Source organism: Candidatus Melainabacteria bacterium (assembly GCA_003963305.1).
Taxonomy (GTDB): Bacteria; Cyanobacteriota; Vampirovibrionia; order Obscuribacterales; family Obscuribacteraceae; genus PALSA-1081.
Map to the genome: position 1 here is coordinate 213218 of RXJR01000032.1, position 24255 is coordinate 237472.

The 24255-nt window shown below is 51.1% G+C and carries 19 protein-coding genes and 1 tRNA gene; 10 read left to right on the forward strand and 10 right to left on the reverse strand.

Features of this window, described 5'->3' with window-relative positions; all coding sequences use genetic code 11:
• Nucleotides 1-91: 91 nt before the first annotated feature.
• Together EKK48_28765 and EKK48_28770 are read left to right on the forward strand one after the other, a co-directional pair.
• Entirely contained in the window at nt 92-3271 is a 3180-nt protein-coding gene (locus EKK48_28765) for an efflux RND transporter permease subunit (GenBank protein ID RTL35674.1), read from the forward strand.
• A gap of 2 nt (nt 3272-3273) precedes the next feature.
• Nucleotides 3274-4491: an efflux RND transporter periplasmic adaptor subunit gene (locus EKK48_28770; protein ID RTL35675.1), complete on the forward strand. Its 1218-nt coding sequence runs from the start codon at nt 3274-3276 to the stop codon at nt 4489-4491.
• A gap of 85 nt (nt 4492-4576) precedes the next feature.
• Here EKK48_28770 and EKK48_28775 read toward each other — a convergent pair whose 3' ends face one another.
• On the reverse strand, nt 4577-5017 hold the full coding sequence (locus EKK48_28775; GenBank protein ID RTL35676.1) for a hypothetical protein: 441 nt from the start codon (nt 5015-5017) through the stop codon (nt 4577-4579).
• A gap of 158 nt (nt 5018-5175) precedes the next feature.
• Between EKK48_28775 and EKK48_28780 the strand changes: the two genes are divergently transcribed.
• Nucleotides 5176-6342, forward strand: a complete 1167-nt coding sequence (locus tag EKK48_28780) for a tetratricopeptide repeat protein (protein ID RTL35677.1) — start codon at nt 5176-5178, stop codon at nt 6340-6342.
• A gap of 15 nt (nt 6343-6357) precedes the next feature.
• The gene (locus EKK48_28785; protein RTL35678.1) at nt 6358-6996 is read left to right on the forward strand and encodes a 1-acyl-sn-glycerol-3-phosphate acyltransferase; all 639 of its coding nucleotides are present in this window, start codon (nt 6358-6360) and stop codon (nt 6994-6996) included.
• Nucleotides 6997-7021: 25 nt separating this feature from the next.
• Here the strand turns inward: EKK48_28785 and EKK48_28790 are convergent, their stop codons facing one another.
• The 5 genes from EKK48_28790 to EKK48_28810 all read right to left on the reverse strand — a co-directional run bounded on the left by EKK48_28790 (nt 7022) and on the right by EKK48_28810 (nt 16238).
• Nucleotides 7022-9784, reverse strand: a complete 2763-nt coding sequence (locus tag EKK48_28790) for a hypothetical protein (GenBank protein RTL35679.1) — start codon at nt 9782-9784, stop codon at nt 7022-7024.
• Nucleotides 9774-11027, reverse strand: a complete 1254-nt coding sequence (locus tag EKK48_28795; GenBank protein RTL35680.1) for a hypothetical protein — start codon at nt 11025-11027, stop codon at nt 9774-9776. The genes EKK48_28790 and EKK48_28795 overlap by 11 nt, the downstream gene beginning before the upstream one ends.
• 48 nt (nt 11028-11075) lie before the next feature.
• Nucleotides 11076-12284 (reverse strand): thiolase family protein, encoded by a 1209-nt coding sequence (locus EKK48_28800; protein ID RTL35681.1) that lies wholly within the window; start codon nt 12282-12284, stop codon nt 11076-11078.
• A gap of 13 nt (nt 12285-12297) precedes the next feature.
• Nucleotides 12298-14265, reverse strand: coding sequence for a hypothetical protein (locus EKK48_28805; GenBank protein RTL35682.1), 1968 nt, complete (start codon nt 14263-14265; stop codon nt 12298-12300).
• 110 nt (nt 14266-14375) lie between these two features.
• Nucleotides 14376-16238 (reverse strand): DUF4388 domain-containing protein, encoded by a 1863-nt coding sequence (locus EKK48_28810; GenBank protein ID RTL35683.1) that lies wholly within the window; start codon nt 16236-16238, stop codon nt 14376-14378.
• A 200-nt stretch (nt 16239-16438) separates the two neighbouring features.
• On the opposite strand from EKK48_28810, the gene EKK48_28815 reads away from it, so the two are divergent.
• The 3 genes from EKK48_28815 (at nt 16439) to EKK48_28825 (ending at nt 20526) form a co-directional block, all read left to right on the forward strand.
• On the forward strand, nt 16439-17722 hold the full coding sequence (locus EKK48_28815; protein RTL35684.1) for a tetratricopeptide repeat protein: 1284 nt from the start codon (nt 16439-16441) through the stop codon (nt 17720-17722).
• Between the two features lie 162 nt (nt 17723-17884).
• A complete protein-coding gene (locus tag EKK48_28820) occupies nt 17885-19024 on the forward strand; it encodes a hypothetical protein (protein ID RTL35685.1) in 1140 nt (379 codons plus the stop codon).
• Nucleotides 19025-19332: 308 nt separating this feature from the next.
• Nucleotides 19333-20526: a hypothetical protein gene (locus EKK48_28825; protein RTL35686.1), complete on the forward strand. Its 1194-nt coding sequence runs from the start codon at nt 19333-19335 to the stop codon at nt 20524-20526.
• Between the two features lie 12 nt (nt 20527-20538).
• Here the strand turns inward: EKK48_28825 and EKK48_28830 are convergent, their stop codons facing one another.
• Together EKK48_28830 and EKK48_28835 are read right to left on the reverse strand one after the other, a co-directional pair.
• On the reverse strand, nt 20539-20937 hold the full coding sequence (locus tag EKK48_28830) for a hypothetical protein (GenBank protein RTL35687.1): 399 nt from the start codon (nt 20935-20937) through the stop codon (nt 20539-20541).
• A gap of 91 nt (nt 20938-21028) precedes the next feature.
• On the reverse strand, nt 21029-21274 hold the full coding sequence (locus EKK48_28835; protein RTL35688.1) for a hypothetical protein: 246 nt from the start codon (nt 21272-21274) through the stop codon (nt 21029-21031).
• A gap of 310 nt (nt 21275-21584) precedes the next feature.
• Here EKK48_28835 and EKK48_28840 point away from each other — a divergent pair, with 310 nt between their 5' ends.
• Nucleotides 21585-22109, forward strand: coding sequence for a hypothetical protein (locus EKK48_28840; protein ID RTL35689.1), 525 nt, complete (start codon nt 21585-21587; stop codon nt 22107-22109).
• A gap of 172 nt (nt 22110-22281) precedes the next feature.
• On the opposite strand, the gene EKK48_28845 is transcribed toward EKK48_28840, so the two are convergent.
• Nucleotides 22282-22647: a hypothetical protein gene (locus EKK48_28845; GenBank protein RTL35690.1), complete on the reverse strand. Its 366-nt coding sequence runs from the start codon at nt 22645-22647 to the stop codon at nt 22282-22284.
• Nucleotides 22648-22784: 137 nt separating this feature from the next.
• On the opposite strand from EKK48_28845, the gene EKK48_28850 reads away from it, so the two are divergent.
• Nucleotides 22785-23426, forward strand: a complete 642-nt coding sequence (locus EKK48_28850; protein RTL35691.1) for a DUF4937 domain-containing protein — start codon at nt 22785-22787, stop codon at nt 23424-23426.
• Between the two features lie 247 nt (nt 23427-23673).
• Entirely contained in the window at nt 23674-24159 is a 486-nt protein-coding gene (locus EKK48_28855) for a VOC family protein (GenBank protein RTL35692.1), read from the forward strand.
• 12 nt (nt 24160-24171) lie between these two features.
• Here the strand turns inward: EKK48_28855 and EKK48_28860 are convergent.
• A tRNA-Gln gene (locus EKK48_28860) sits at nt 24172-24243 on the reverse strand.
• Nucleotides 24244-24255 lie beyond the last annotated feature (12 nt).

Here is a 24255-nt window from a genome sequence, read left to right on the forward strand (position 1 = left end):
GATCGGCGGATTGATCACCAATCATTAAAATTGCAGAATTACCAACTGCGACCATTTCTGCCAAACTTCAGTTAAGACCACTGAAGACCACATGCACCATATTATCGATAGTTTTGTAAACGGCGCGCTCAAGGGCAGGTATTTGACCCTTGGTCTAACCATTTTGCTGATTTTCTTCGGGTTGGTGGCATGGAAACTTCTGCCCATCGAAGCATATCCGGAGCTTGCCAACCCGCAAGTGCGCGTTATTACGCTCTTGCCAGGCAAAGGGGCAGAAGAAGTCGAGAGACTGATTACAGTTCCACTGGAAAAGGAGATGAATGGAATTCCGAATCAAACGGCGCTCCGTTCCCTGTCGCTATACGGACTTTCTGTAATCATCTCTACGTTTTCAGATGGAACCTCGACAAATGTCGCTCGACAGCAAGTGCTCGAACGGGTGCATGAAGCTGATATCCCAGCTGAGGCGCAACCGCATCTGGAACCCGACGTGGGCTCATTGCGCGAAATTTACCGTTATTCGCTTCACAGCACGCACTATTCGCCGATGGGATTGAGAGCCATTGAGCAATGGGAACTGGAAAAACAGTTCAGACAGGTGCCCGGTGTCATTGGAGTTGTAAGCGAAGGTGGTCCCACCAAAACATTCCAGGTAACCGTAGACCCCTATAAACTGCGCTCCTACGACATTTCGCTGAAGGATTTGTATGAAGCTGTTGCAGAATCGAACGGCACCACAGGCGGTGGATTCATCGAGCACAACGGCAATGCCTTGATTGTTCGCGAGCTGGGTCTGCTCCACGATCAGCAAGACTTGCTCAAGGTGCCGATCAAATCCAGCGCCAATGGAATTCCAGTCAGAATCAAAGACGTGGCGACGGTAGATCTGGCGCCAATGGTCAGGCGCGGGCAGGTCGGCAAAGACGAGGAAGATGACGTAGTCGAAGGTATTGTTTTACTGCGCAGGGGAGAAAATCCCTCCCGAGTTTTAGAGGAGCTGAATGCGCGCTTGCCCGAAATACTCAAACATCTGCCCGCAACCGTCGAGCTAACTCCGCTCTATGACCGGTCACAATTGACCAACCAGACGCTGAAGACTGTGGGCACAAACGTAGCGATCGGCATCACTCTGGTGATTGTTTTCCTGTCAATTTTCCTTGTTAACGTAGTATCAGCGCTGATCACGGCAGTGGCTATTCCACTTGCCATGCTGACTGCGTTCATCTGTTTAGCAACACTGGGCGTACCAGCAAACCTGCTCAGTCTGGGCGCCATCGACTTCGGCATTCTGGTCGACAGCGCCGTCGTCATGACCGAAAACATAGTGCGCAGGCTCTCAGAAGACGGACAGAAATTATCCCCGCAAGAGCGCTTGACCCTTCTTGGAGACGCGGCGCGCGAGGTCGGCACACCAGTAGTCTTTGGAATAATCGTCATCATCGCAACGTTCCTGCCGATTTTTACTTTCAACGGCGTGGAAGGAAAGCTGTTTCGACCGCTTGCCACCACGATGGTCTGCGCCCTCGTCGGGGGCGGGCTGGCGGCTCTGGCACTGGTGCCGGTACTCTGCTCGTTCTTCATGCTCAAATCAAAAACAGTCGAGCACGAATCACCACTGGTTGTATTCGCCAGACGCCTCTACAAACCGACTTTGCAGTGGGCGCTCAAACACACAAACATCGTCATCGGGCTCGCGCTGGCAGCAGTGATAGCCTCTGGATTCCTCTTCACACAAGTAGGCAGCGAGTTTTTGCCCCACCTGGAAGAAGGCAACATCTGGCTGAGAGCGACAATCAAGCCCGGCAGTGTAACGCTTCCGGAATCAGTAAAAGTGTCGCGAGAGATTCGTCTGACGCTGCTGAAGTATCCCGAAGTCAAGCAAGTTTTATCGCAAGTCGGCGGTCCTGATGATGGAACAGATCCAGCCCGATTTGCCGATCAGGAACATTATGTAGATCTGAAGCCGGCCAGAGAATGGCGACCACAGTATCACGAGAATAAGGAATTGCTGATCAAGGACATGCGAGATGACCTGCAGCAGCTTCCTGGCGTTGAATATTACTTCACTCAATACATTCAAACGACCCTAGACGAAGCCCTGTCAGGAGTACAGGGATCGCTTGTGGCCAAGGTCGCCGGTCCTGATTTGCAAGAGCTGGAAAAACTTGGACACGAAGTCGGTCGCATCATGGCAGAAACGCCAGGCATCGTAGACGTCATAGTTGATCCATTGCTCGGACAGCCGCAGCTCGCCATAGAAATCGATAGAGACAAAGCAGCGAGATACGGATTGAATGTAGGCGACTTACAAGATCTCGTCGAGATAGCTGTGGGCGGTAAGGAATGTACAAAGGTGATTGATGGAGAGAAACGTTTTGCGGTTATTGTCCGCCTCTCACCAAATTATCGCTCATCAGAAGAGTCACTGAGAACCATTCTGGTTGACACTCCTCATGGTGGCAAAATTCCTCTCATGGACGTAGCCACAATAAAAGAAATCGTCGGTGCGACTCAGATCTGGCGAGATGGTGGCTCACGCATGGCGACGATTCGCGCCAACGTTCGCGGTCGTGACCTGGCCGCCTCAGTCAACGAAGCGCAAGCTAAAGTCAACGCGGAGCTGACTATTCCTGAGGGATATTCAGTTCAATGGAGCGGCGAATTTCAGCGACAGCGCGAAGCCATTCACCAGCTGTCAATCGTACTGCCAATAACATTACTTGTGATCATCTCGATCTTGTATATTTCATGCGGCACGCTGCGAGGCGCCGTGATCATGTTCTCAGTTGTGCCTCTTGCCGCCATCGGCGCTGTCTGCGCCCTCCTTCTCACCAGGACATATTTCTCCATTGCGGCCGGGGTCGGACTGATCGCCCTGTTCGGATTAGCCGTTAAAAATGCCATTTTGCTGGTTTCATTCGTAAACGAATTACGACACGATGGACACTCTGTCTACGACAGCGTTTTCAACGGCTCGCTGACTCGCATGCGACCTGTGCTGATGACAGCTGTAATCGCAGCAGTGGGTCTCTTGCCTGCAGCCCTCTCCAATGAAATCGGATCGCAGACACAGAAGCCATTTGCTATCGTTATTATTGGTGGACTCGTCTCATGTACACTACTTACATTGTACGTACTGCCTGCGCTCTATTTACGGTTTGCCCCGAATGTAGGACGATCGCGTAAGATGAAACCGAAAACAGAACCCGAGCAAGCATCAGAGCCAGCCTTGCTATCGCCAACAGCAAACGAACATAGCGAGGAGAGATAGAAGTGAACTTGCCAAACTGGAGCTTGCTAATAGCGGCTCTCACGCTGCTTTCAGGATGCACCGAATCCGCTAAAACAGCTGCTCCTCCACACCTGAAAGTGAGAGCAGAAGATCCTATTCAACTGCCCGCAGACGAGATTCAGAGACTCGGAATCACAACCAACTCAGCCCAATTCAGGACAATTCCCGAATATTTGGAAACAGCTGGAGTCGTAAAAGGCGACACCACTATGACGATGCCTGTCTTGTCCCTGGTGCCCGGACGAGCCGAGGAAGTCGACGTTCAAATCGGCGATCAAGTAACAACAGGTCAGAAGCTAGCGACAGTGCGCAGCGACGAAGTAGCACAAATCGAATCGGAACTGTTGCAGAAATTGCTGGATCTCGAGTCCGAAGAAATGCAGCTGAAAGTGAAACTCACTCTTGCTCAAAAAACATACAACCGCAAACAGTTGCTGCTTCAAGAAAAAATCGCCTCACAGGCAGACGTAGAGGGCGCAGAATCAGATCTGCAGGAAGCAGAGGCCGCGATCAGATCTTCCCAGATCAAAAGAAAAGGCTACATCGAGACCGCCAAACAACGTTTGAAGCTGTTCGGTGTACTGCCTGCGGCTGTAGACAAAATTGCCGCCACAAAGACTATTGACCATCTCTTTCAAGTGCGTGCGCCGCGTTCAGGCATCATTACAGAGCGCGATATTGACCCGGGCGAAGCGGTGGAGAACAACAAATCGATGTTCACGATCTCTGATTTGCACAAGGTCTGGGTGGTAGCACAAGTCTTCGAGCGCAACCTGGAACAAGTGAGCATAGGCACACCAGCTGAAGTTTCTATTCAGGGCGCTCCAACCACGAAATTTCTAGGACAGATAGATTTCATTGACAGCCATGTAGATCCAGAAACGAGAACGGTTTCAGTACGTGCAACGATCAACAATCCATCATTGAAATTGAAACCTGATATGTTCGCCAAGCTGAATCTGACTATCGGAAAGATCTCGGGACTTTTCGTGCCGGAGCAGGCAGTGCAAAAGCTGGGCGAATCAGACATCGTCTACATCAAAATTGCGCCCAATACATTTCGAGAGCAGAAAATCAGTATTGGCGCCAAGTTCAATAACAATGCACAAATTCTCGACGGCTTAAAACAAGGCGACGAAGTGGTGACGAATGGAAGCGTTCGTCTGCTCGGCAAAGTCGTGCAAAGAATCAGCAGCTGAAGTTCACTTGCTCGGCAAACTCATTCAAGAATCAGCAGCTGAAAATCAGAATCGAAGTTGACACCAAATATGGTGCAGCCTCGAATTAGCAATTTGTGTGCACGTGCGGATGCAAAATTTCAGACGCTCTGAAGCGCTTTTTGATGCGATGCGCTAGAAAATAAGTTAATGGTTTTCGGCTCGGATTGCAGCGCTGATCGAGCAGCAGATGGGTCAAAATTGACGCTGTGATTCCGACTCGATATGGCTGTTTCTGCGGTCCACGGAAGAACAGGAAAAACAACGCCACGAGTTCATATGAATGCAGTGGCAAATATAGCTTTCCGCTATAGTGCTCGTGTTTAGCCTCGTTCACCTTCGACCAATTGAGCTTCCATCCGTGCGCGGAAACATAATCGAAGATATGATCGAGATCAATCAACCAGCCGACGAGAAAACTGGCTAAGGCGGCATTTCGGGAACGGTATCTGTAATAACTGGCTAAACTGACGCCTGCTGACGTGATTATGTGTCCGACTGTTCTCATCTATTTCAGTTTCCTCGAGCCACCCTACTAAGTCTTAGCATAGTTTTATATACCCGAATGCAACAGTTTTTCCCAAAGATCCCCAAAACAAGTCCAAAACAGTCTCAAATTAACAGGTAGAAGGTTCGAACTTGACGCGCTATCAGGAGAGTACATTGATGAACGAGCTGAGAAGAATAGCCATAGCCGCGGCTTTTGGAATCGCGGTGGGTTGTTCGACTGCATCGCTGCCAGTCGCAGCGCAGGTTCCTGCAGCCGGAGGGCAGAGCCCACATGCGATCAGTCTTTACAATCTCGGATTGACCGCCTACAAGCAGGGCAGCCCAGAGTCAGCGATTATCTTCTTCAAGCGGGCATGCGACATTGACCCGAACCTGGCCGATGCTCAGTACAACCTGGGTGTTCTCTATCAGAGCCAGAAACGCTGCAAGGAGGCGGTTCCGCGCTTTCAGGAAGTGCTTCGGGTTAAGCCAATGGACCCTGACGCGCACTACCAGCTTGGCGTTTGCCTGACAGACCTGGGTCAGACGGCTGAAGCTCGGCAGCACTTGACCGCCATCGCTCCCAACAACGCCCACTTTGCCGAAGCTCAAAGACGCATTCAGATGATTGATTCAGGGCAGACGTCACAAATCGTCGCTGCCCCGCCTGTCCAGACTACTCAGGTCGACTCGAACGTCACAGGAAGAATGGTCCAGGGTGGCGGCACAGTCACGACTGCAGGAGGCGCCGGCGAGCAGGCAGCGCAACCAATGTCGTATCCGCCACCGGCTGCCACTCAGCAACAACAACCGGTCCAACAACAGCCTGTTCAGCAGATAGCCGTTCAGGCGCCGCAAGCCGCTGCTCCCCAGGTGCAAGAGCAGCCTGCGACCATGCCAAAGTTCAACACCCCACCGAGCCCCACCGGCCCAGTGGCGGTCCTCCCGAATGCTGCCGTGAGAGTCATAGCCACGGGCTTCTCAGCCCCGGCCGGGCTCAGCTTCGGACCAGGCGGTAGCCTCTACATCGCGAACTTCCTGAACAACACAATCGACCGCATCACAGCCGATGGAAGCCGTTCTCAGTTCGCCAGCGGCGCCAACATCAAGGGACCAATCGGGTTGATTGTGGATAATCCAGGCAATGTCTATGTCGCCAATTACGTCTCAGGAACGGTCGTGCGCATCAGCCCAGCCGGCATCTCCAGCGTCATCGCGACAGGATTCCGTAAGCCCTACTACCTGGCACTCGATAAAGAAGGCAACTTGTTCGTCAGCCAGCAAGAAGACAACTCAGTTGTGCGCATCACGCTCCCCCGCACAAATGTCGGCGTGAAGCCATAAGGCACGCAGGAATCATTGCCCGCACTAGACTATAAAGACAAAAACTTCAGCCCGATTCGCAGATTAACGCAAATCGGCACAGCCCGATACCTTCTCTATCCGATTTACTACTGGCGCAACCGCTTGAAAGTGACGGGAAGGGAGAATGTGCCTAAGAACCAGCCGGTTTTGATTGTGGCGAATCACCTGTCTTACTGGGACCCTCCCATTCTGGTAATTGCCGTTGACCGACCCATGGGATTCATCGCTAAAGAAGAACTTTTCACAAACCCGAAAGTATCGGCCTTGATCGAGTTCTATTCAGCCATTTCAGTAAATCGAGATAAGCCGGAAAAACGCACAATCAAATCAGTGCGCAACATCTTCAAGGCTGGTTGGTGCGTGTCTATGTTCATTGAGGGTACGCGACCGAAAACACCCGGCTACCTCGGTCCACCGCATCTAGGCGCTGCCTATTTCGCAAAATCAAACAACGTTCAGATTCTTCCGGTTGGACTAATTGGCACCGCCGAAAAGGGCGAGAAAGCGTTTGCGCATATCGGAAAGCTGATTCAACCGAGCGATGATTTTGAGAAGACAACGTGGGAAGTAATGGAATCGCTGTCACAACTGACGGGATTCAAAATACGCGAAGATCGAAAACTGGCCGAGTAATCCACAAGCACTATATTCAGTGAAACTAGCCGCGCAAAGGTGTGCGGCGCGCGAAATCGATTTTTGCGGTCTGCTCAGGAGTGAGCTGGCTGATCAGCCAGTGGTGTCGCTGCTGGTGACAGCTGAAAATAACCACCTGGTGATTCGCCACCAGCACATCGAGCAAAAACTGCATGACGCGCAAGAAGCGCTCATCGTCTGCTTCGCTGAAAGGTTCGTCAAGCACGATCGGCAGCGGATTACCCTTTGACAGAAAGCGAGACACGACCATACGTGCCAACCAGTGCAACTGCTCTTTGGTGCCAGTTGAAAGTTGAGTGCTTATGTTCGAGGCATTCACTTCCTGCCCGTCGCTTTTCTTGCGAGCGGTAATTCGCAAGTCAGAGTCAAAATGAAGATGATCGAAGTCGAGTCCGATGTTGGTGATCATCTCTTTCGCAATCTCATTCAGCTTGACTGACCAATCTTCGTAGGTCTCGGCAGAAAGTCTCTGCAGCGTATCGCGCGCAAGTTCAATGGCAGTTTTGGCACGGCGAACATTGTTCAACTCCCGCGATACCTGCTCGAGTTCTTCCACCGCGGCCAGATAATTCTGATCGTGATTCATCGATGCAGTGCGCACCGCGAGAGTCAACTCATCCCGCTCACGGCGCAGGTCATCCAGATACATCTTGCTGGAATAGCCACCACTCAAGTTCATACGTCTTGGTGGTGTCATGGGCGGCGCCATCTCAGCGATGTTCGGATACTGTTCAACCAATTCCTGCATGCGAGCAAAAATCTCCATGCGCATGGTCTCCAGACGCTCCACTTGCGGCGGCAGCTCATCTGGCGTGAAGCCAGACGACATATCTGTTTCCATCTTTCTCAGCTCAGTATGCATCACCTGCCAGCGATGGAATGAAGCAAGCTTGGAGAAAAACTGCTGATGAACATCTGCAATATTATCTGAATCTTCAAGGTGAGCGTTGACAAAAATCTCTCGCAGCTGATCGTCAATGTTTTGAATCTCGCTGGCGAGAAACTCGAGTTGCTGTTTACTCTGTTTGACTGCGCTGTATGTCGAACTGATATGGCGCTGCTCTTCGATGTACTTGCCGATTTGATCCGCAAGTTCAGTGGCGCTGTCTGAGTTGATTTCCCAGGCCTGACGTCCTGCTTTAACGAAGAAAGGTTCGAGGTCTGCTTTAACTTGAGCCAGCGTTGTTTCTCTATCAATAATTAGATTGTCCAGACTGGCTCGCGCTTCCGCCTCTTTGTTCACCGGCATCGGTGCGCCTGTCAACTGTGCCACAAGATGCTTGCCGCTGGCCAAACCGATCTTCTGAGCGAGCGCGTCCAACCGGCCTTCCAGACCACGTATTTTGGTACTCAGCTCATCGACCTGCTTGCGGCATTTTTCTATTTCTGCTTCCGCTAGCTCGACTTCTTTCTTTTTAGAGGCGCCGGGAAGAACAAACATCACTTTCTTTGTTTTCTTTTGCTCTTCCACGTCGAAAATAAACATTCGATTCTTGTCGATTTTAGACTCGGCGTCTGCAATTGCTTCCTTGAAAGAATCGATTAAAGCCACATATGAACGAGCGTTTTCATGCTCCATCTCATCAAGAGATTGTTGAGCCGGAGCCCCAGGCTTAGCGCCAGATCCAACATCAGGATCCCGGTCACCGCGCCGCTGGCGCAGGTCGTGCAGTTCTGCCTGAAGGTTGTAGAAAGTCACCGCAAGCACACCGATGCGCTTGCCTTCGTCGGCACTGAACTCACTCAGACCGTCGAATCTATCTTGAGCGTGTTTTTCGTGCGACTCATATTCGCGCAGCTGTGGTGCCATCTCTTCCAGATAGCGATCGTAATCTTCCTGACGAGATTGACGACGGGTCCACAATTCTTCCACTCGTTTTACGGAGTCAATCGGAAACCCATCCATATTGCCGAGCGAACTCATTTCCTGACGCAACTCTGAAAGCTTCGCCAGAGTTGTTTGGGCCTGAATCAGCCTGTTATCAGTGTCCGCAGCCTCCAGACAGAGTTCGAAATACTCATTGGCGCCAGCCTGTTCGGTATCATCGACGATATCACCTTCAAGTTTGCCTATCTTGCTGATATTGACTCCGATCTGATCCTTGTCTGATTCCAGTTTTTTGATCTTGTCTGACAGCTCGTAATATTGCCCTTCCAGATCACGCATAACCACTTCCACTCGATTTCGCTTACCCTTGTGTGGGAAATGATGCAGGGCGTCTTCGAGTATTTCGATGGCGTGGCTGGCATTGCTGGCCGGCTGTGAACTGTCTGCGATTCCTTGAAACAGTGAAGTCAAATCGCTGTCGCCGCTAAAGGCGTGCTCATCGAGCTCTCTTTGCCCTACGAAGCAAGTGCTGCGAAACATTTCGCGTGTCATTCCGGTCAATTTGAGACCGACTTGATCCTCGCCGTTCGGACCACGGAATCGCTTCGTCACATCTTTGTTTTTCTGATCGCGGTCGACAACCTGCACTGCGCCGTCGCTAAAATCTCGAATAACTTTCAACCGGGTGCCATTGGTGGTGATATCGATACTGGCGATATATGGCATTTTGGAAGCAGCACTCGGTCTTCGCGCTTCACGCTCTGAGGGTTGCTCGCCGCTCTCTGGAAAATCATAAAGAATCGCCCAGACGGCACTGGCTATGGTGGATTTACCGTACTCGTTGCTTTCCACAACGAGATTGAGTTTATTGTCTTTAAATTCGATCTTTTCACCGGAAATATTTCCATATCCGGCAAAGTCAATCCTCTCAATCCACATCGCGAACAGTCACCTTCTTTCGTCTGAGCGCATCCAAACCATAGTACAAAGCATCTTCAATCAAATTCGCATCATTTTGATTGGTATCATATTCGCCACCAACATCTTCAGCATTTTTCTTCATAGCCAACAGAGCTTCAACAAATTTTGCCTCAGTAGTTCGCTCATCGAACGTTTCGGAAAGATAATCAGGTCTCGTATAGTCCATAACCGCTACGTTGTAATAACGATACTGCAACTCGTCGATGATTTCAGCCGGATTAGTGTCAATTCTATAATTGCCTTCCAGTTGCAGAAAGACAAGATCGCTTTCGATGCGGCCGCCATGGTCGGCGATACTCATTGTGATCTCGTGCAGCATTTCCTCACCAGTCAGACCGGATATATCGGCAGTCACCATAACCATCCGGCGGCGATCCAGCTCTAACGGTTCAATGTTACATTGCCAGGCGCCAAATTCGTTCTTTTGTATCGTTCCAAGTAAGGCAAAACGCGGACCGAGCTCATCAAAGCCTCTGCCAGCTATCGATCCCGAGTATGCGCCCAGAATATCCCCGGCCCCTGAAAGGACCTCGGTATAGTCTTGATAATGTCCGAGAGCAGCATAGGTAAACTGGTTCTCCTCCAGCTGCTCAGCCGTAAACGGGCTGTAAGGTGCTGCCTCGTTCGCCCTGTCGACTCCGGTGTAACCCTCGATAGAGCCGCATAACAAAAGAATATTTATCTCTGCGTCCAGGTCTCGGGGAATCAGGTTAGCCAAGGGGTTCTCGGCTTGAGGAGCGGAATCGAGCAGCGCTCGCCCGGTAAAGGCGACATTCGGATAAGACGGGTGCCTGACCGTGGAAAAGTCGCCGGTTTTGAAGATATGAACGTTATCAGGCCAGGTTGGCAAGCCGAAGAGATGCAAAATATCATTGTTGTAGAAAGACTCCGGTCCATAACAGTCTTTGTCGCCCGGGGTAATCAGGACCGGCACATTTTCTAATTCAGCACAGCCATTGATGATTCGAGACAATGTTGCGCCCCTGATCGTCTCGTTGTGCCACAAATCACCGGGAATCAGAACCGCGTCAACGCGCTCAGCTCGCGCCACTTCAAGCGCCAGCATAAAAACTTCCAATATTTCACGCCTTCGCTGCCGTCGTTCGCTTAGTGAGAGCGGCAATTTGAGAAAACTCAAACGAGAATCCAAATGCACATCTGAGAATTGCAGAAATTTAAATTGTCCGCTCTCTTTGTCCACTGCAGCTTCCTAAACGAACAGCCGGAGCCGTTCTCGACCGTAAGCAGTCTAATTTTCGAGAGCTACTACAGTGGCAATACCCTGTCCAACTCCCACACACATGGTAGCCAAGCCGTAACCTGCTCCCCGGCGTTTCATCTCATGGATGAGAGTGCCAAGAATGCGGGAACCGCTGCTCCCCAGTGGATGCCCGAGGGCGATGGCGCCGCCGTTTACGTTCAACTTCTTCGTATCTATGTTCAGCTCACGCACGCAAGCCAGAACTTGCACGGCAAATGCTTCGTTCAACTCGACCAGATCGATGTCCGACATCTTCAAACCGGCACGCTCTAAAGCCTTACGAGACGCGGGAATCGGTCCCGTACCCATGATCGATGGATCGACACCGGCCACGGCTGAACTGACAAATCGCGCGATAGGAATCAGCCCCAACTCGTTGCACATTTCTCTCGACATAACCAGGAGCGCACTGGCTCCGTCATTAATGCCCGATGAGTTCCCGGCAGTGACAGAGCCGTTTTCACGGAAAGCAGGTTTGATTTTTTTCAAATCTTCCAGCTTAGTTTCAGGGCGAGGCTGTTCGTCTACGGAAAATACTTCAGGCTCCGTACTGCCTTTCTTTTTCGGCAAATGCACCGGTATTATTTCATCATCAAATTTGCCTGTTCTGGCTGCTTCAGCATATTTGTGCTGGCTCTCCAGGGCGAACTGATCTTGATCTTCACGCGAAATCTTATAGCGCTCCGCAACGTTTTCTGCAGTTTCCCCCATCGAATCAGGTGGATACATATCTGCCAGTTTTTTGTTTACGAAGCGCCATCCCAGTGTTGTATCGACCAGCTTCTGATTGCCTCGGGCAAATGCCGTAGTATTCTTCAGAACTACGTACGGTGCGCGAGTCATTGACTCCACGCCACCGGCGATATAGATGTGACCATTGCCTGTCTGGATAGCCCGGCAGGCATCATTGACAGCCATCAATCCCGAACCGCACAACCGATTAACCGTAGCCCCGGGCACCGCTGCCGGCAAGCCTGCCAGCAAGGCCGCCATGCGGGCCACGTTGCGGTTATCTTCACCAGACTGATTGGCACAACCGAAGATCACATCTTCAATCTGTCCGGGATTGATGAAGCTGCGCTTCAACAATTCCTCAATTACTATCGCCGCCAGGTCATCGGGCCGAATCTCCTTAAGCGCTCCGGCATAGCGGCCGATTGGCGTGCGTACTGCGTCTACGATAACAGCTTCTCTCATGGGAACCTCAATTTCAATTAAATTGGCGCCAACCAGGCACCGCTATCCAAACTTCACTGTCGTCACTCAAAGCGGTCAGCACCGCCGCTGGTGCAGCTGGATTAGCCGCCACAGCTCGTCTGATGTCAGGGTTTTTATCCCTGGAGAACTGTTCCAGCAAATCTGCCGGCGCACTGGCGTTACCGGCGACTGCTGCTCTAACCAGCTCGTCATCGCCTGCCAGCTTCTTCAAAAGAGATGCCGGGGAATTCTTGTTAGCGGCGACGGCAGTTTTGACATCGAGACTGGCATCACCGCCAAGTGATTCCAGCACCGCGGCCGATGCTAAAGGATTGCTCGCTACAGCTACACGAACGTTGGGATCTCGGTCAGCAGAAAGAGCCTTCAAGGCGCTGGACGGCACGCGATTGGAGGCTGCCACCAGGAGTCTGAGTGCGGCATCTTTAGACTGCGCCAACTGATCGAAAACCGCATCACCAGGTCTCTGTACGCGATTGAGTAAACGCTGCAAGACCACCGAATCAGCATTTCCGGCAAGCGAGATCAAGGCAGCTTCAGGCGTTGCTGGGTTGGAAGCCAGAGCTCGCAACACCATAACAGAGGCATCGTTTACCAACCCGGAGAGCACAGCCGCATCAACATTCGGATTTGTGGCGACTGCCTGTCTCACATCTTCATTACCATCGCTCGATAGTTTTTTGAAGACCTCGTTACGCCAGGAATTGCCGGGGGCAGTACCCTTAAATGAGTTGGTCGCCAGCGCCAGCCGCACCATGAGCGAGCTGTCTGCCATCAATTTCTTTGCATCGGATTCGGGCAAGTAAGGATTCTGAGCCAGCGTGTGCCTGACTAGAGGCGACTCACTGCCCGAAAGAACGGCAAACATGTCAGAAGACAGGCTGGGTCTTGCGGCAATGATCTGGTCGATGGCAACCGAATTCACCTTATTGAGCCGCTTGATGATATCAGGGACGGTGCTAGGATTACGAGCTACAGCTTCACGCACCCGTTCACTGGAGTCGTTAGCCAATTTTTCGACTACGGCAGCAGGCAGCGAATGATTGGTGGCCAGTGCCCAGCGGACACGCATCTGTTTGTCGGCAGCCAATTGGTCGATCAGTGTCGGATCTTCCTTTATAGATTTGGCATTCTGTGCCACTTCCAGACGAACTGCCCAACTGGTATCGCCAGCCAGTTTCTTCAATACCGCAATTGGTGTCGATGGATTGGCCGCAACGCCTTCTCGCACCACTTCGTTGTTGTCTTTGGAAAGCAGTTCAAGAGCTGAAGCCGGCGTATTGGCATTCTGCGCCACGAAGGAACGCACACCGAGATCGCCGTCTTGCGCCAGTACAGCTAGAGCCGCCGGTGACATAGTGCTCTGGCGCGCGAGAAATGTTCTCACCAGGCGATCACCGACGCGCGAGAGTCTGACAACTTGCTCGGGCGGCAAATGCGGATTGCGCGCTAAAGAAAGCAAAAGGTACTCAGTTTGAATGGGTCCCTGAGCCAGTTTCGACAACACATCAGGAGTTGTTTTCGGATTGGCAGCCAGCGTTTCGATAATTTTCGGCTGACGGGAATTAGCAAGGTAAGAAAGGGTAGCAGGACCAACAAAACTGGGATTAAGTAACACGGCCTCGCTGACAATATCGTTTGAATCTCTTGCCAGCCTGTCTTTATCGGCATCTGGAGTATTGGAATTAGCAGCAACGGCGCCACGAATTTCATCAGATGGATCATTTGCCAACTTGCTCAATATCGCGGCGGGACAATGTGCATTCTGCGCCACGGAGAGACGAACCAACATGGCCGGACCGTAAAATTCAATTGTCGGCGCAGCGGCGTCACGAGTCTGTTCAAGCCCGGAAGTGGCTGCTAACAAAGTGTTGGATGCCATCGCGGCCGGCGGCATCATCACAAGCGTAGAAGCCATCAAACTTTTCAAAAATTGCGCGTTAGCAGCTCGCAAAATTGACATTACATTCACTCCCTTGAACAAAAAACCGTGGAGCTTGATATCTCAACGGATCACATCATTTTAACGGGTCTAAGATTTCGATGCAGCAGAAAACTACAAAATTCCAATCGTCAAGAAGCCTGGTGAATCTCTCGAATCAATCCCAGTAGAACATCGCGATTCAATTCCTGACTTACGTATTCGATGTACTTAACTTGCCAGTTTTCAATGTCCTTGATAATTGTGGTCAGCGATGTTTGCGCCGAACGAGCTGCAGCCAGGTCAACGCCCACCTCGCCACCGGCGCCCATGGTGAATATTCTTGCCCGCCCGGAATAACCGATGCTGTCTCGTAAGGCGAGGCGCAGAAACGCCAGGCTGCGCTCCGCTGTAATTTTGGCACTGACTCCTCCAACAAGCTGCTGGAACTTGTCGAGAGGTCCGTGCAGATCCACTTTCGGAATTTTCACGAGTTCATGGTGCAAAAGCAAATTAATGGCTGTCGTCAATTGAGAAGTTGTGACGTCACCGAGATAGCGAATACTCGTCGCCAGCGAGGTGATGCCATCCATGGCAGCCCAGACACGCTGAGCCCGCTCCATCTCTTCCGCCGATACGGGTCTCTTCTCTTGCGGATCTTCAAGCAACGTCTCAAGCAATCCGTTGTCATCGGGTACCTTTTCGAGTACGGAGTTGATACCTTTAGGCAACTTTTTCAAAACAGTATCAGTATTATCTTTCGCCAGAGCAGCATCGAGCAAAAGCTTATCCAGCGGTTTCGAAACCTTACAGTTATCCCTGGCGAGGTCGGCTGGAGGAGTGCGTTGAATGAAGACGAAGATTCCATCTTTCCACGATGAAGCAAATTCGATCACAGCAGAATTGCCTGCAACCTTGCCGACTTTAGCGTGAGTCAGGCGACCAACCTCGAACTGGGCGCGGAACTGCGAATCTTTGTATTCAACTGAAAGCACACCTGATTCACGGTTGGTGGCGATGTTTTGCAAAAGGTTGGAAGGGTCGGTCGTACCAAGGTGACCGACCAGCGATTGCACTTGAGTCTCCTCGCCGGATGTCTTCACGAGCTTGACTTTGTCTGAATCAGAAGTCTGTCCGTAAAACGCCTGGTCTTGCAGTGCGATCTCCAGCTGACGAGTGTTGATAAAACCCTTCTTCACAGCCAGTGGTCCGAGAGTAACCCGCTCTTTAATCGGCATACTGTGCAACTCGAAAAGCAATTCATCAACCTGATCTTGAGTGACTAATTTCGATGCGAGCAGCAGATCTTTCAATGTGAAAGGAGTCTGGTTGCGGAAACAGTTGACGAGGAAAGGCACCTTATTGAAGATGGGATAAATGGCGCGGCTCTGTTCAAGCCCCTTCAGCTCTTCCAAAACGTCATCGGCGGTCATCCGCCCTTGCGAGGTGATGCGATGCGTGATTGTGCTGAGCGGCGTAAAATTGTCGACGGCAGCAATCACTGCATTTCGGCGACGCGGTTGGTCCATTCCAGCTTTCATTTTGATGCCCAGGTGCGTCAACACCGGCACGGTCGACATCAGGACCTGCTGCGCCAGGTCAGTGCTCTCTTCCGCCACTTCGCCGGAAGACCCTATTACAGACTGTACATGCCTTGCAAGAGGCGCGGAATAGTCGAAAAGCTCAGCATGGTTTTCAAATATATGAAAGCTCAAAGAGCCCATCAAAGTATCTCTGACAACGGCTACAGCTTTGTCCTTTTTGACGAAAACCAGGGCTCCCTGAACTTCAAGCAGAGTGCCGGCCAGCCCGCCAGCCTCAATCAAAAGTTCGGCCGGGAAGAGGTAACCGCATGTCGTGGCGTCAATCAAGACCGCGTCAAACAGATGCTTACCGGCTGAAAGACCGTTCAATTCAGCCAGCAGATCAGGACCATATTTGAGAACTACGACGTTCTCCTGAGACATCATGCGACTCAGACGCTCTGTAATGATCTCATTTTGTTCAACGGCCATTCGTCAGCTCAACCGCCCTGTGCTCGGGTCTACCCGCCAGAGGTAGTATGCCCACTAATCTAAGATAACAAATCATTGCGGTAAACTTCACCTGGGGCGTCAGAAGTTCGGGCTGCCGGTTGGAATTTCTTCGTCTTTCGTCAGAACTACGACGCTCGCCCACGCTTATCAGACACTCGTACAGCGCGTACGCAGGACATATGAAGCCATCCGCCGGGACATTTTTGCTAGCTGTCAGTGCGTATGCTTGTGCCTGGGTCATGGGTCCTGCTTACGCCGACTCCCCGGCAGCGTTTCCAGCGACTGGCTCTGAATCGCCTGCTGCTCCAGTAGAAACGCCCCCTGCTCAGTCAGAATCAACAGCATCGCTTTCGAAAAGTCCTGACACTAATACTCAGGTTCAAAGCACACAAAGCGTCGGCACCAACATATCACCGGACATTCGCGACGATCATCCACGCGTCAAAGAACTATTTTCACAGGCGGTTCATCTGCTCAAAATCAATCACGCTTATCAGGCGCGAGATCTATTGGAACAAGCCGTCGCTCTCGCCCCCAAATCAGCCGGAATCCATTGCAATCTCGGACTGGCCTACCAAAATTCAGGCAACATTCCGCGTGCGCTGGAAGAGTTCAGAGCCGCTCTGGCACTCAACCCTCGCATGCCCGAAGCCACTTTGAACCTGGCTGGTTGTTATCAGAGCATGGGAGCAAATACAGAGGCTATTTACTGGTACAGAAGCTATTTATCGGCAAAAGAAATCGCGGAACCGCAGCGCAAACAGATCAACGACATCATTGCGGCGCTGGAAAATGCCGTACAAAAACCTTACTCAGATCCAAAGGGAGAAGATTACCTGGCGAACGTTACAGCAGAAGGCACTTATCGGTGGGCGAAAGAGAAAATGCCGATTCGCGTCTTCGTTCAAAATGCTGATGCTTTGAACAGCAAAGCACCGGGAGGCTACAAGGAAGCGTTCAAAAGCGCATTGCTTGGAGCTTTCGATCGCTGGTGCCAGGCCACAGGCAATCGGGTCAAGTATCAAGTTGTTCCAGACAAAGAACATGCAGATATCTTCTGCACATGGACCTCTGATCCCATGGAAGTCACAGAGAATGGCACTCTTAGCGAGCGCGGCTCAGCCAAGATTATCGTCAAAGGCAGCCAGATCGAACGTGCGACGCTGAAGATTTTGACGCGACCTATATTGGAAGACGGTGTGCTCAGCGAAGACGAAATGAAGAAAGCATGTCTTCACGAAGTCGGTCATGTACTGGGTCTGCAAGGGCATTCAACCAACAACCACGACGTGATGTTTTTCACTGTCGACACAGCAACAGTCTGGCCTGTTCTGTCACGAAGAGACAAGGCGACAATTTTGCGACTCTATCAAAGCTATCCCGTAGTTAACGCCAAACCTATATCGACCGCAAATAGCACAAATTCAGCCACGCAACCAAAACCTAAACCCAGAGCAAAGTGACTTCATCATTTAACGTGCGCGAAAAACCCGGAGCGCTGGCGCATTCGAGAAATTTGGCACTTGGATACTTAATTCGCTGTAATCCCCCGAATCGATGCATCAAATAGACTACTACTGGCGCATTGGCGAACCGCACCGTCCAAATTCGAGCACCAAATTTAAATGAAGTTATCGGAACAGAAAAGCTCCTTCAAATCGAAAGCGATTTTGCTATCGACGCTGCTTACTATGGCGTCGATGCAATCGGTTCCGCTCATGGCGCAAACAACGCAAGAGCCCGAAATTGGTGAAGCTCGACCGGCCCAGTCCAGACCACTGTTGAAAGGTTCAGCTGAATACGTTGTGCCGCAAGGCACAACCATCAAACTACAGATGGCTTCAGTACCAACCACCGGGTTGCATTTGCTTGATCGCGACCTGGATGGAAATTTGTATCCTGCCAAACTGGGCGAAGAAATAACGGCTAAGACGACTGAAGACATGTATGTTGACGATAACAAGGTCATTCCCGAAGGCACGGTCTTCCACGGAACTGTATCTAAGATCGTTGCTCCAAGGCGCTTGCACAGAGACGGCTCACTTTCTATAGCATTCGATCATTTCACGACTCCGGACGGAAGAAAATTTGCTTTCAAGGCTGACGCAAATAATTTCGTCGCTTCCACAAACAAGTCGAAGATGCGCGAAGCCGGTCGTGTCGCAGCGCATGCTGCCGGCGGTGCCATCGTAGGCGCTCTCGTTGCATATCAACTTTTCGGCATGAAAGGCACGATTGCCACACACGGATACAACATCGCTGGTGGTGCTGCGGGTGGTGCATTGCTGGCGACAGGGTTCGCCTTGATGGACAAAGGCAAAAAAGCAGTGCTGGAGCCAGGTGACAATCTGAACATGCAAATCGACACTGACCTGCTCATGCCTGCAGCGGTAGAGCCGACAGCCAAAGCAAGATCACCCTATCTGGAAGGACTGACTATAGAAATCGAGAAGTCCAAAGTGATCAAAGATGGACTGGATGGACATCTTGTTCGACTGGACGTAATCGTAAACAACGACAGCGACAAAGAACTCAAATCCATAGACTTATACATGGAAGATGGAAATGGTAACCGTACGCCATTGTGCAATGGCATAGAACTAGACCTGGAAAGCACTGAGTATTTGTTCACTCTCAAACCGCATACACGCAGAAAGATGCGCATGAACTTCCAGAGCGAATTTCCCAAACTGCAGCGGCAGTTGGTCTGGCTCGACCACAAGAGTCGCCAGGTTTGCTTCCGCCAGAAACTTCCTATCAACTAAATCTGAATACCATCCATATGTAAAGCTGTAATCCGCAAACCCCCTGCGGACTGAATAAGTGGAACTACGTATTTTCCCGTATTGACGAAAGGTGAGGACGGTTTCATATTATAGACATCGATGAGGCGGCAAACCCATCGAACCAGGTTTCCGAAATTACTAGATGCACAGCGATGCACCACTAATGGTATCGCGCATCCAGTCCCCCGATCTCCCTTCAATCTGCTTTTTGCAGATCAGATCGCCGTGGCATCTCACAAACGCAATGAGAATAAGCCCTCTTGCCAGCCATCAGGAGTCGCGAAGCCATGCGACCGGAAATTACAATTAGTTCGATAGCGTCTGAATTGATTAGTTCATCAGGGCTGATACCGGGTGAAGTTCTGGTGCAGGCGCACTTACTTGCTAACAAGAACAATATCCCCTTCGGCAGAGCGCTGGTAATGAGCGGTCATCTGGGTGAAGGCGACTTGACCTCACTTTTGCAAGCAGCGCAAATGGTCAAGCAAGGCGAAATCACAAAAGAAATGGCCGTTCCGATTATTGTCAAAGCAATCTCGGAATGCCTGCCCTTCTTCAGCATTGTTCAGAAATACGACGAAACGCCACGCAGAAAGCTGGCAGAGCTTTTGCTGGCAGCGCGCATCATGACCGAATCTGACTTGAATAATCTCATCCACCAGAGCGAAGTGAACAAACTGACACTCGGTCGGTTGCTCACACTTTCAGATTGTTTGACGGCGAAGCAACTTAGGGCCGCACTAGAACTGCTCGTTCTGGTGAGAGGCAAGTGCATCTCGCAAGAAATTGCCGTTCGTGCATTCAAATACATCTTCGCTTCTCACGTGACAGTGCTGGAAGCATTGACGCAGTGCCGGGTAGAGATGCCGGCTGCTATGCCAAAAGTGGGAGAATTGCTGTGCGGCGCGGCGATAATCAGCGAAACAGAAGTGCTCAATGCTGCGGAAATCGGTCTGGAAACGAACAAACCAATCGGCGAAGTTCTGTTCGAACGCGGACTGGTACCGCCCCTGGTGCTGAAGGCAGCGCTGCGTTTGCAGAGCATGGTACTGAGTGGCAAGCTCAACTTCAGCCAGGCAGAAGAGTTGCTGCGGCAGGCTCACGCGCATCAAGTTCCCGTCGAAAAAGTTTTAGAAGAACTGGGCGAATTCAAGAAAAATCTGGTTGAATTCTTGAAACGCTCACGCAAAATCACTGATAAAGATTTGCGCCAGGCGCTCGAAACTTATCCGACCCTGACCGATGACCTGGCCAGAGCCCTTCTTGCAAATAACGCCATAGATCTGAAATCACTGAAAACAGCAGTGCATTGCTTGAATCTGGTGCGCAACGGTACAGCCAATATGGATCAAGCAATAATGGTTTTCCACTACTGCTTGCGAACCGGGACCTCAGTCAAAGAAGCGCGCAAAGAGCTCACATGGAACAGCTCTCTGGCAGAAACTCGCAAAGTTATCAATAAAATGTCTGAAGTAGCATAGCGGCTGGAGCGCTCAAAAAACGCTGTCAAGCTTCTCTTTTTCAGAGCGACCCTTCTCAGTCCGCTTTTCGCGCTGCTTATCAATTCTGTATGCGTGCCATGAACCACGCATGGTCAGCTCGGACTCATAGATGACCCACTTACCGCTCATCGTTTTTCCATCGTCACTCATCGTTCCCTGATAGTCGATGGACGCGACCTTGAGCGTCGTGTACTGCTTTGTAAAACGCACGGTTGGATAGTTGAAACTGCCAACGAGCACTGCCGCTCCAAGCCACTCATCATCTACAATTTCGCCTGACAGAGCACCTTTACTGTCAGTGAAAGAAGCGTCAAAGGCACTGCCTCGATCGGGGTTATCTGAATAGGTGTAATGTCCCCGCCATTTGCCATCGATTTTGTGGGAAGTCATGCGATTCGCCAGTCAAAATTGAACACCAGGACCTAAGATAACACAGCAGGCTTGGGCTTTCGGCATCTGAACCCGATGCAGATATTTTCTGCTAATCTAATGGGAGTTTGGTGTTCCCCAAAGTCAGCAATGCCTCTGGCAGAGAAAGTATGAGCGTTCCAACTGTTTGTCCGAAATGTTCTGGAAACCTGGTGAACATTGGGGGCAAACCAGTTTGCGAAAAGTGCTTCCATACTGTTGAACCGGGCGCAGCAGCCGCCCCTTCACCAGCTCCAGCTCCGAATGCGCCAGCACCAGCACCTGCGCCATCTTCAGCGCCTGCGTGGAGCGGACCCACTGAGGCAAGACCGAATCCGGCACCGCAGCAATCGCAGCCGGCTCCTCAGCAGCCCCAATTTGCTCAGCAGCCCCAGCCTGCTCCGCAGCAGCCCCAGTATGCTCAGCAACCGCAGCAGGCTCCTCAGCAGCCCCAATTTGCTCAACAAGCGCAGCCAGCGCCACCCAGACCGGCCGGTCCGGTTTGTCCGAAGTGTTCAGGAAACCTGGTAGACATCGGAGGCAAACCGGTTTGCGAACAGTGCTTCCACACGGTAGAAACTGGTTCGACCGGTTCCAGCCCTGCGCCAACTCCGGCGCCGAGAGCTCCAATGCCGCAACAGTCGCAGTCAGGACCGGGACCAGGCGGCGCCGCAGCCAGACCTCTGAACTACGCTCCACAACCGACGCCGAATTTAAGCCCTCCGGCTCAGCAGGGTGGTTCAGTCAGCGCGGGCGAATGCCCAAAATGCTCCGGCACACTTATGGATATCGGCGGCAAACCCGTATGCGAACAATGCTTTTACGTTGTGGACACCCCCAGTTCACCGGCCCGGATCAGCAGTAGCAGCAGTCCTTTCGCAAGCCAAGCCGCACAAAAACTTGCGCCTCCGCCACCAACAAATTGTCCAAAATGCTCAGGCAAGCTGGTCGAAGCTGGAGGCAACCTCGTATGCGGAGATTGTTATCACGTCGTAGAGCAGCCAAGTGCGACCCCGGCACGACCGAGCAACAACTTCACGCCGAGACGCACAGGTACTGGCGAAGAAGAACCGATGTCACCGCAAATGATCGGTGGCATAGCGCTGATTCTTCTCCTGATTTTGATGATTATTGTTCTGGCAATAAAGCACTGATCGCATCTCAATCACGCCCTTAGTTCAGAACGGGGCGAACTGCGGCGAAATTACCGCAGTGTGCTAAACGCCACAAAACCGAGCGATCAGCGCAGCAAAACTTGCCACCGTATATAGAACTACTTATTCACGACTGGAAGGTGGAGAATCTGAGTGTCGAACTAACTATTCGCTATTCTTTAGATTGCTCTTTCGAGTCAGCAGCATCGTCGCTGTCGTCATGCACTTCAGCACCGGTGCCCTTCAGCGCCGCTTTCGCTTGCACAATCAGCTCTTCCAGTTCAGCAATCTCGTCATCGAGTTGCTTGTAGGAAGCGAAATCTCCTTCGCAGGCTTTCAAAACTTCGTCGCCTTTGAATGTGGAATGTTCTTTGTACAAATCAAATACGCTCTGCCCGATCTGCTTCAAAAGGCGCTCTTTAGCTTGTTTCTTCTGTTGGATCTCGAGTTTGTACTTAGTGAAATGCGTAGCAAAATTAGCAGTCTTACCAATGACCTTCAAATCTGCCTTTGCTTTATCTAAAAAACTCTCTTTCATGAATTGTCCTTTTTAGGCGCTGATGATACAAGCTTACAGCAAATTATGCCGGTGACGCCGTTATATCCACAAAAGCCCATCTAATTAGAAGGGCGATATACTATAGCCTTCCTTTCTATGGCTACTGCGGGTACAAAATGCTTCTCAAGTGGATCATATGTCGCGTCTCCGAGCAACTGAAGGTGCCGTTTTCGACATCCCAGAGCAAGTGGAGCCAGTTGTCAAAAGTGCCGGGCTTCCTTGGGCAAGTAGGTGGCTGGAACTTAAAATCCAGCGAAGAAGCTTGCATCGTGGCGCTGTGGAAAGACGAAAACTACTACAAACAGTTCATGAATCTACAGCACGACAAGATTGTGCGGCATAACGACCAGATGGGCACATATGAATCAATCGAGGTCTCACTTTTATCGCCGACCTACGATATGCCGGGCAGCCGCAAATCGATGATTGAAAGCCTGCAAGATGCTTGCGCTCTACGAATCGCAGATTGTTTCGTCAAGCCGAGCCGTGAAGAGCATTTCTTAGAGATGCAGCGCCAGGTCTGGATTCCCAACATGTGCAAGGCCGAAGGTATGCTGGCCGGAGTCTTTAGCAAAGTCGAACACGAGCCATCTCGCTACATGGTTACAACACTCTGGAACAGTCTTGAGTGTCACGACGAATACGCTGAAAAACTAGTGCCGTCTCTAAGGGAGTCTGCCAGCGTAAACGATGATATAGAGCAGCTCCACGGTGGGCTGGTCTCGCTGAATAGCGATTGGCTGGTTCTGCCGAATTAGTAAAATCGTAGACAGCACAACAACTTCAGGCACCATATGCGATACCCAAGTAAAAAAATCGTCAGACTCGAAATTGAATCTGATCACCTGCCAGTTATCGTGAAGTTAGAAATTCCGCTTACGAAGTAACGCAGCAGTAGCACAAGTAATCGACATTTCTAAAGCAAAGTGTCTCACAGCAGAGCCAGCATTGATGTGCGTTTTAAGCATATGCACTATACTTACCGGCTCAGATCGCGGAGGAAAAATGCAACAGTTATATCCATGCCTGTGGTTCGACGACCAGGCCGAGGAAGCAGTCAACTTTTACACTGGAATTTTCAAAAACTCGAGCATAACAGCCGTTACTCATTACGGCGCAAACAGCGCCAAAGCCTCAGGTCGAAAAGAAGGTTCTGTGATGACTATTGACTTCGAGCTGAACGGTCAACGATACCTGGCATTGAACGGCGGACCCATCTATAAATTCACACCTGCAGTGTCGCTTGTGCTGCACTGCGATACGCAAGAAGAGCTTGATTATTACTGGGAGAAGCTCTCCGAAGGCGGTGCGGAGGTAGCATGCGGCTGGTTGACGGATAAATACGGACTATCCTGGCAAATCGTTCCATCGATGCTCGATGAAATCATGCGCGACAAAGATCCGGAAAAGCGAGACCGCTTCATGGGAGCCCTGGTTCAAATGACCAAACTCGAAATTGAGCCCCTTAGAAGAGCCTTTGAAGGTCGCTAAATAAGGAAGATACTGGGGTGCAAGGATTTGAACCTCGGAATGGCTGGATCAGAACCAGCTGCCTTACCACTTGGCGACACCCCAAAATGTGTCTTC

Excerpts from the sequence above, each read along its gene's own strand:
- EKK48_28855 (RTL35692.1), top strand. The coding sequence starts at position 23,674 with ATGCAACAGTTATATCCATGCCTGTGGTTCGACGACCAGGCCGAGGAA.
- EKK48_28830 (RTL35687.1), bottom strand. The coding sequence starts at position 20,937 with ATGACTTCCCACAAAATCGATGGCAAATGGCGGGGACATTACACCTAT.
- EKK48_28805 (RTL35682.1), bottom strand. The coding sequence starts at position 14,265 with ATGTCAATTTTGCGAGCTGCTAACGCGCAATTTTTGAAAAGTTTGATG.
- EKK48_28765 (RTL35674.1), top strand. The coding sequence starts at position 92 with ATGCACCATATTATCGATAGTTTTGTAAACGGCGCGCTCAAGGGCAGG.
- EKK48_28820 (RTL35685.1), top strand. The coding sequence starts at position 17,885 with ATGAAGTTATCGGAACAGAAAAGCTCCTTCAAATCGAAAGCGATTTTG.
- EKK48_28840 (RTL35689.1), top strand. The coding sequence starts at position 21,585 with ATGCCGCAACAGTCGCAGTCAGGACCGGGACCAGGCGGCGCCGCAGCC.
- EKK48_28825 (RTL35686.1), top strand. The coding sequence starts at position 19,333 with ATGCGACCGGAAATTACAATTAGTTCGATAGCGTCTGAATTGATTAGT.
- EKK48_28815 (RTL35684.1), top strand. The coding sequence starts at position 16,439 with ATGAAGCCATCCGCCGGGACATTTTTGCTAGCTGTCAGTGCGTATGCT.
- EKK48_28850 (RTL35691.1), top strand. The coding sequence starts at position 22,785 with ATGCTTCTCAAGTGGATCATATGTCGCGTCTCCGAGCAACTGAAGGTG.
- EKK48_28810 (RTL35683.1), bottom strand. The coding sequence starts at position 16,238 with ATGGCCGTTGAACAAAATGAGATCATTACAGAGCGTCTGAGTCGCATG.
- EKK48_28845 (RTL35690.1), bottom strand. The coding sequence starts at position 22,647 with ATGAAAGAGAGTTTTTTAGATAAAGCAAAGGCAGATTTGAAGGTCATT.
- EKK48_28800 (RTL35681.1), bottom strand. The coding sequence starts at position 12,284 with ATGAGAGAAGCTGTTATCGTAGACGCAGTACGCACGCCAATCGGCCGC.
- EKK48_28790 (RTL35679.1), bottom strand. The coding sequence starts at position 9,784 with ATGTGGATTGAGAGGATTGACTTTGCCGGATATGGAAATATTTCCGGT.
- EKK48_28780 (RTL35677.1), top strand. The coding sequence starts at position 5,176 with ATGAACGAGCTGAGAAGAATAGCCATAGCCGCGGCTTTTGGAATCGCG.
- EKK48_28775 (RTL35676.1), bottom strand. The coding sequence starts at position 5,017 with ATGAGAACAGTCGGACACATAATCACGTCAGCAGGCGTCAGTTTAGCC.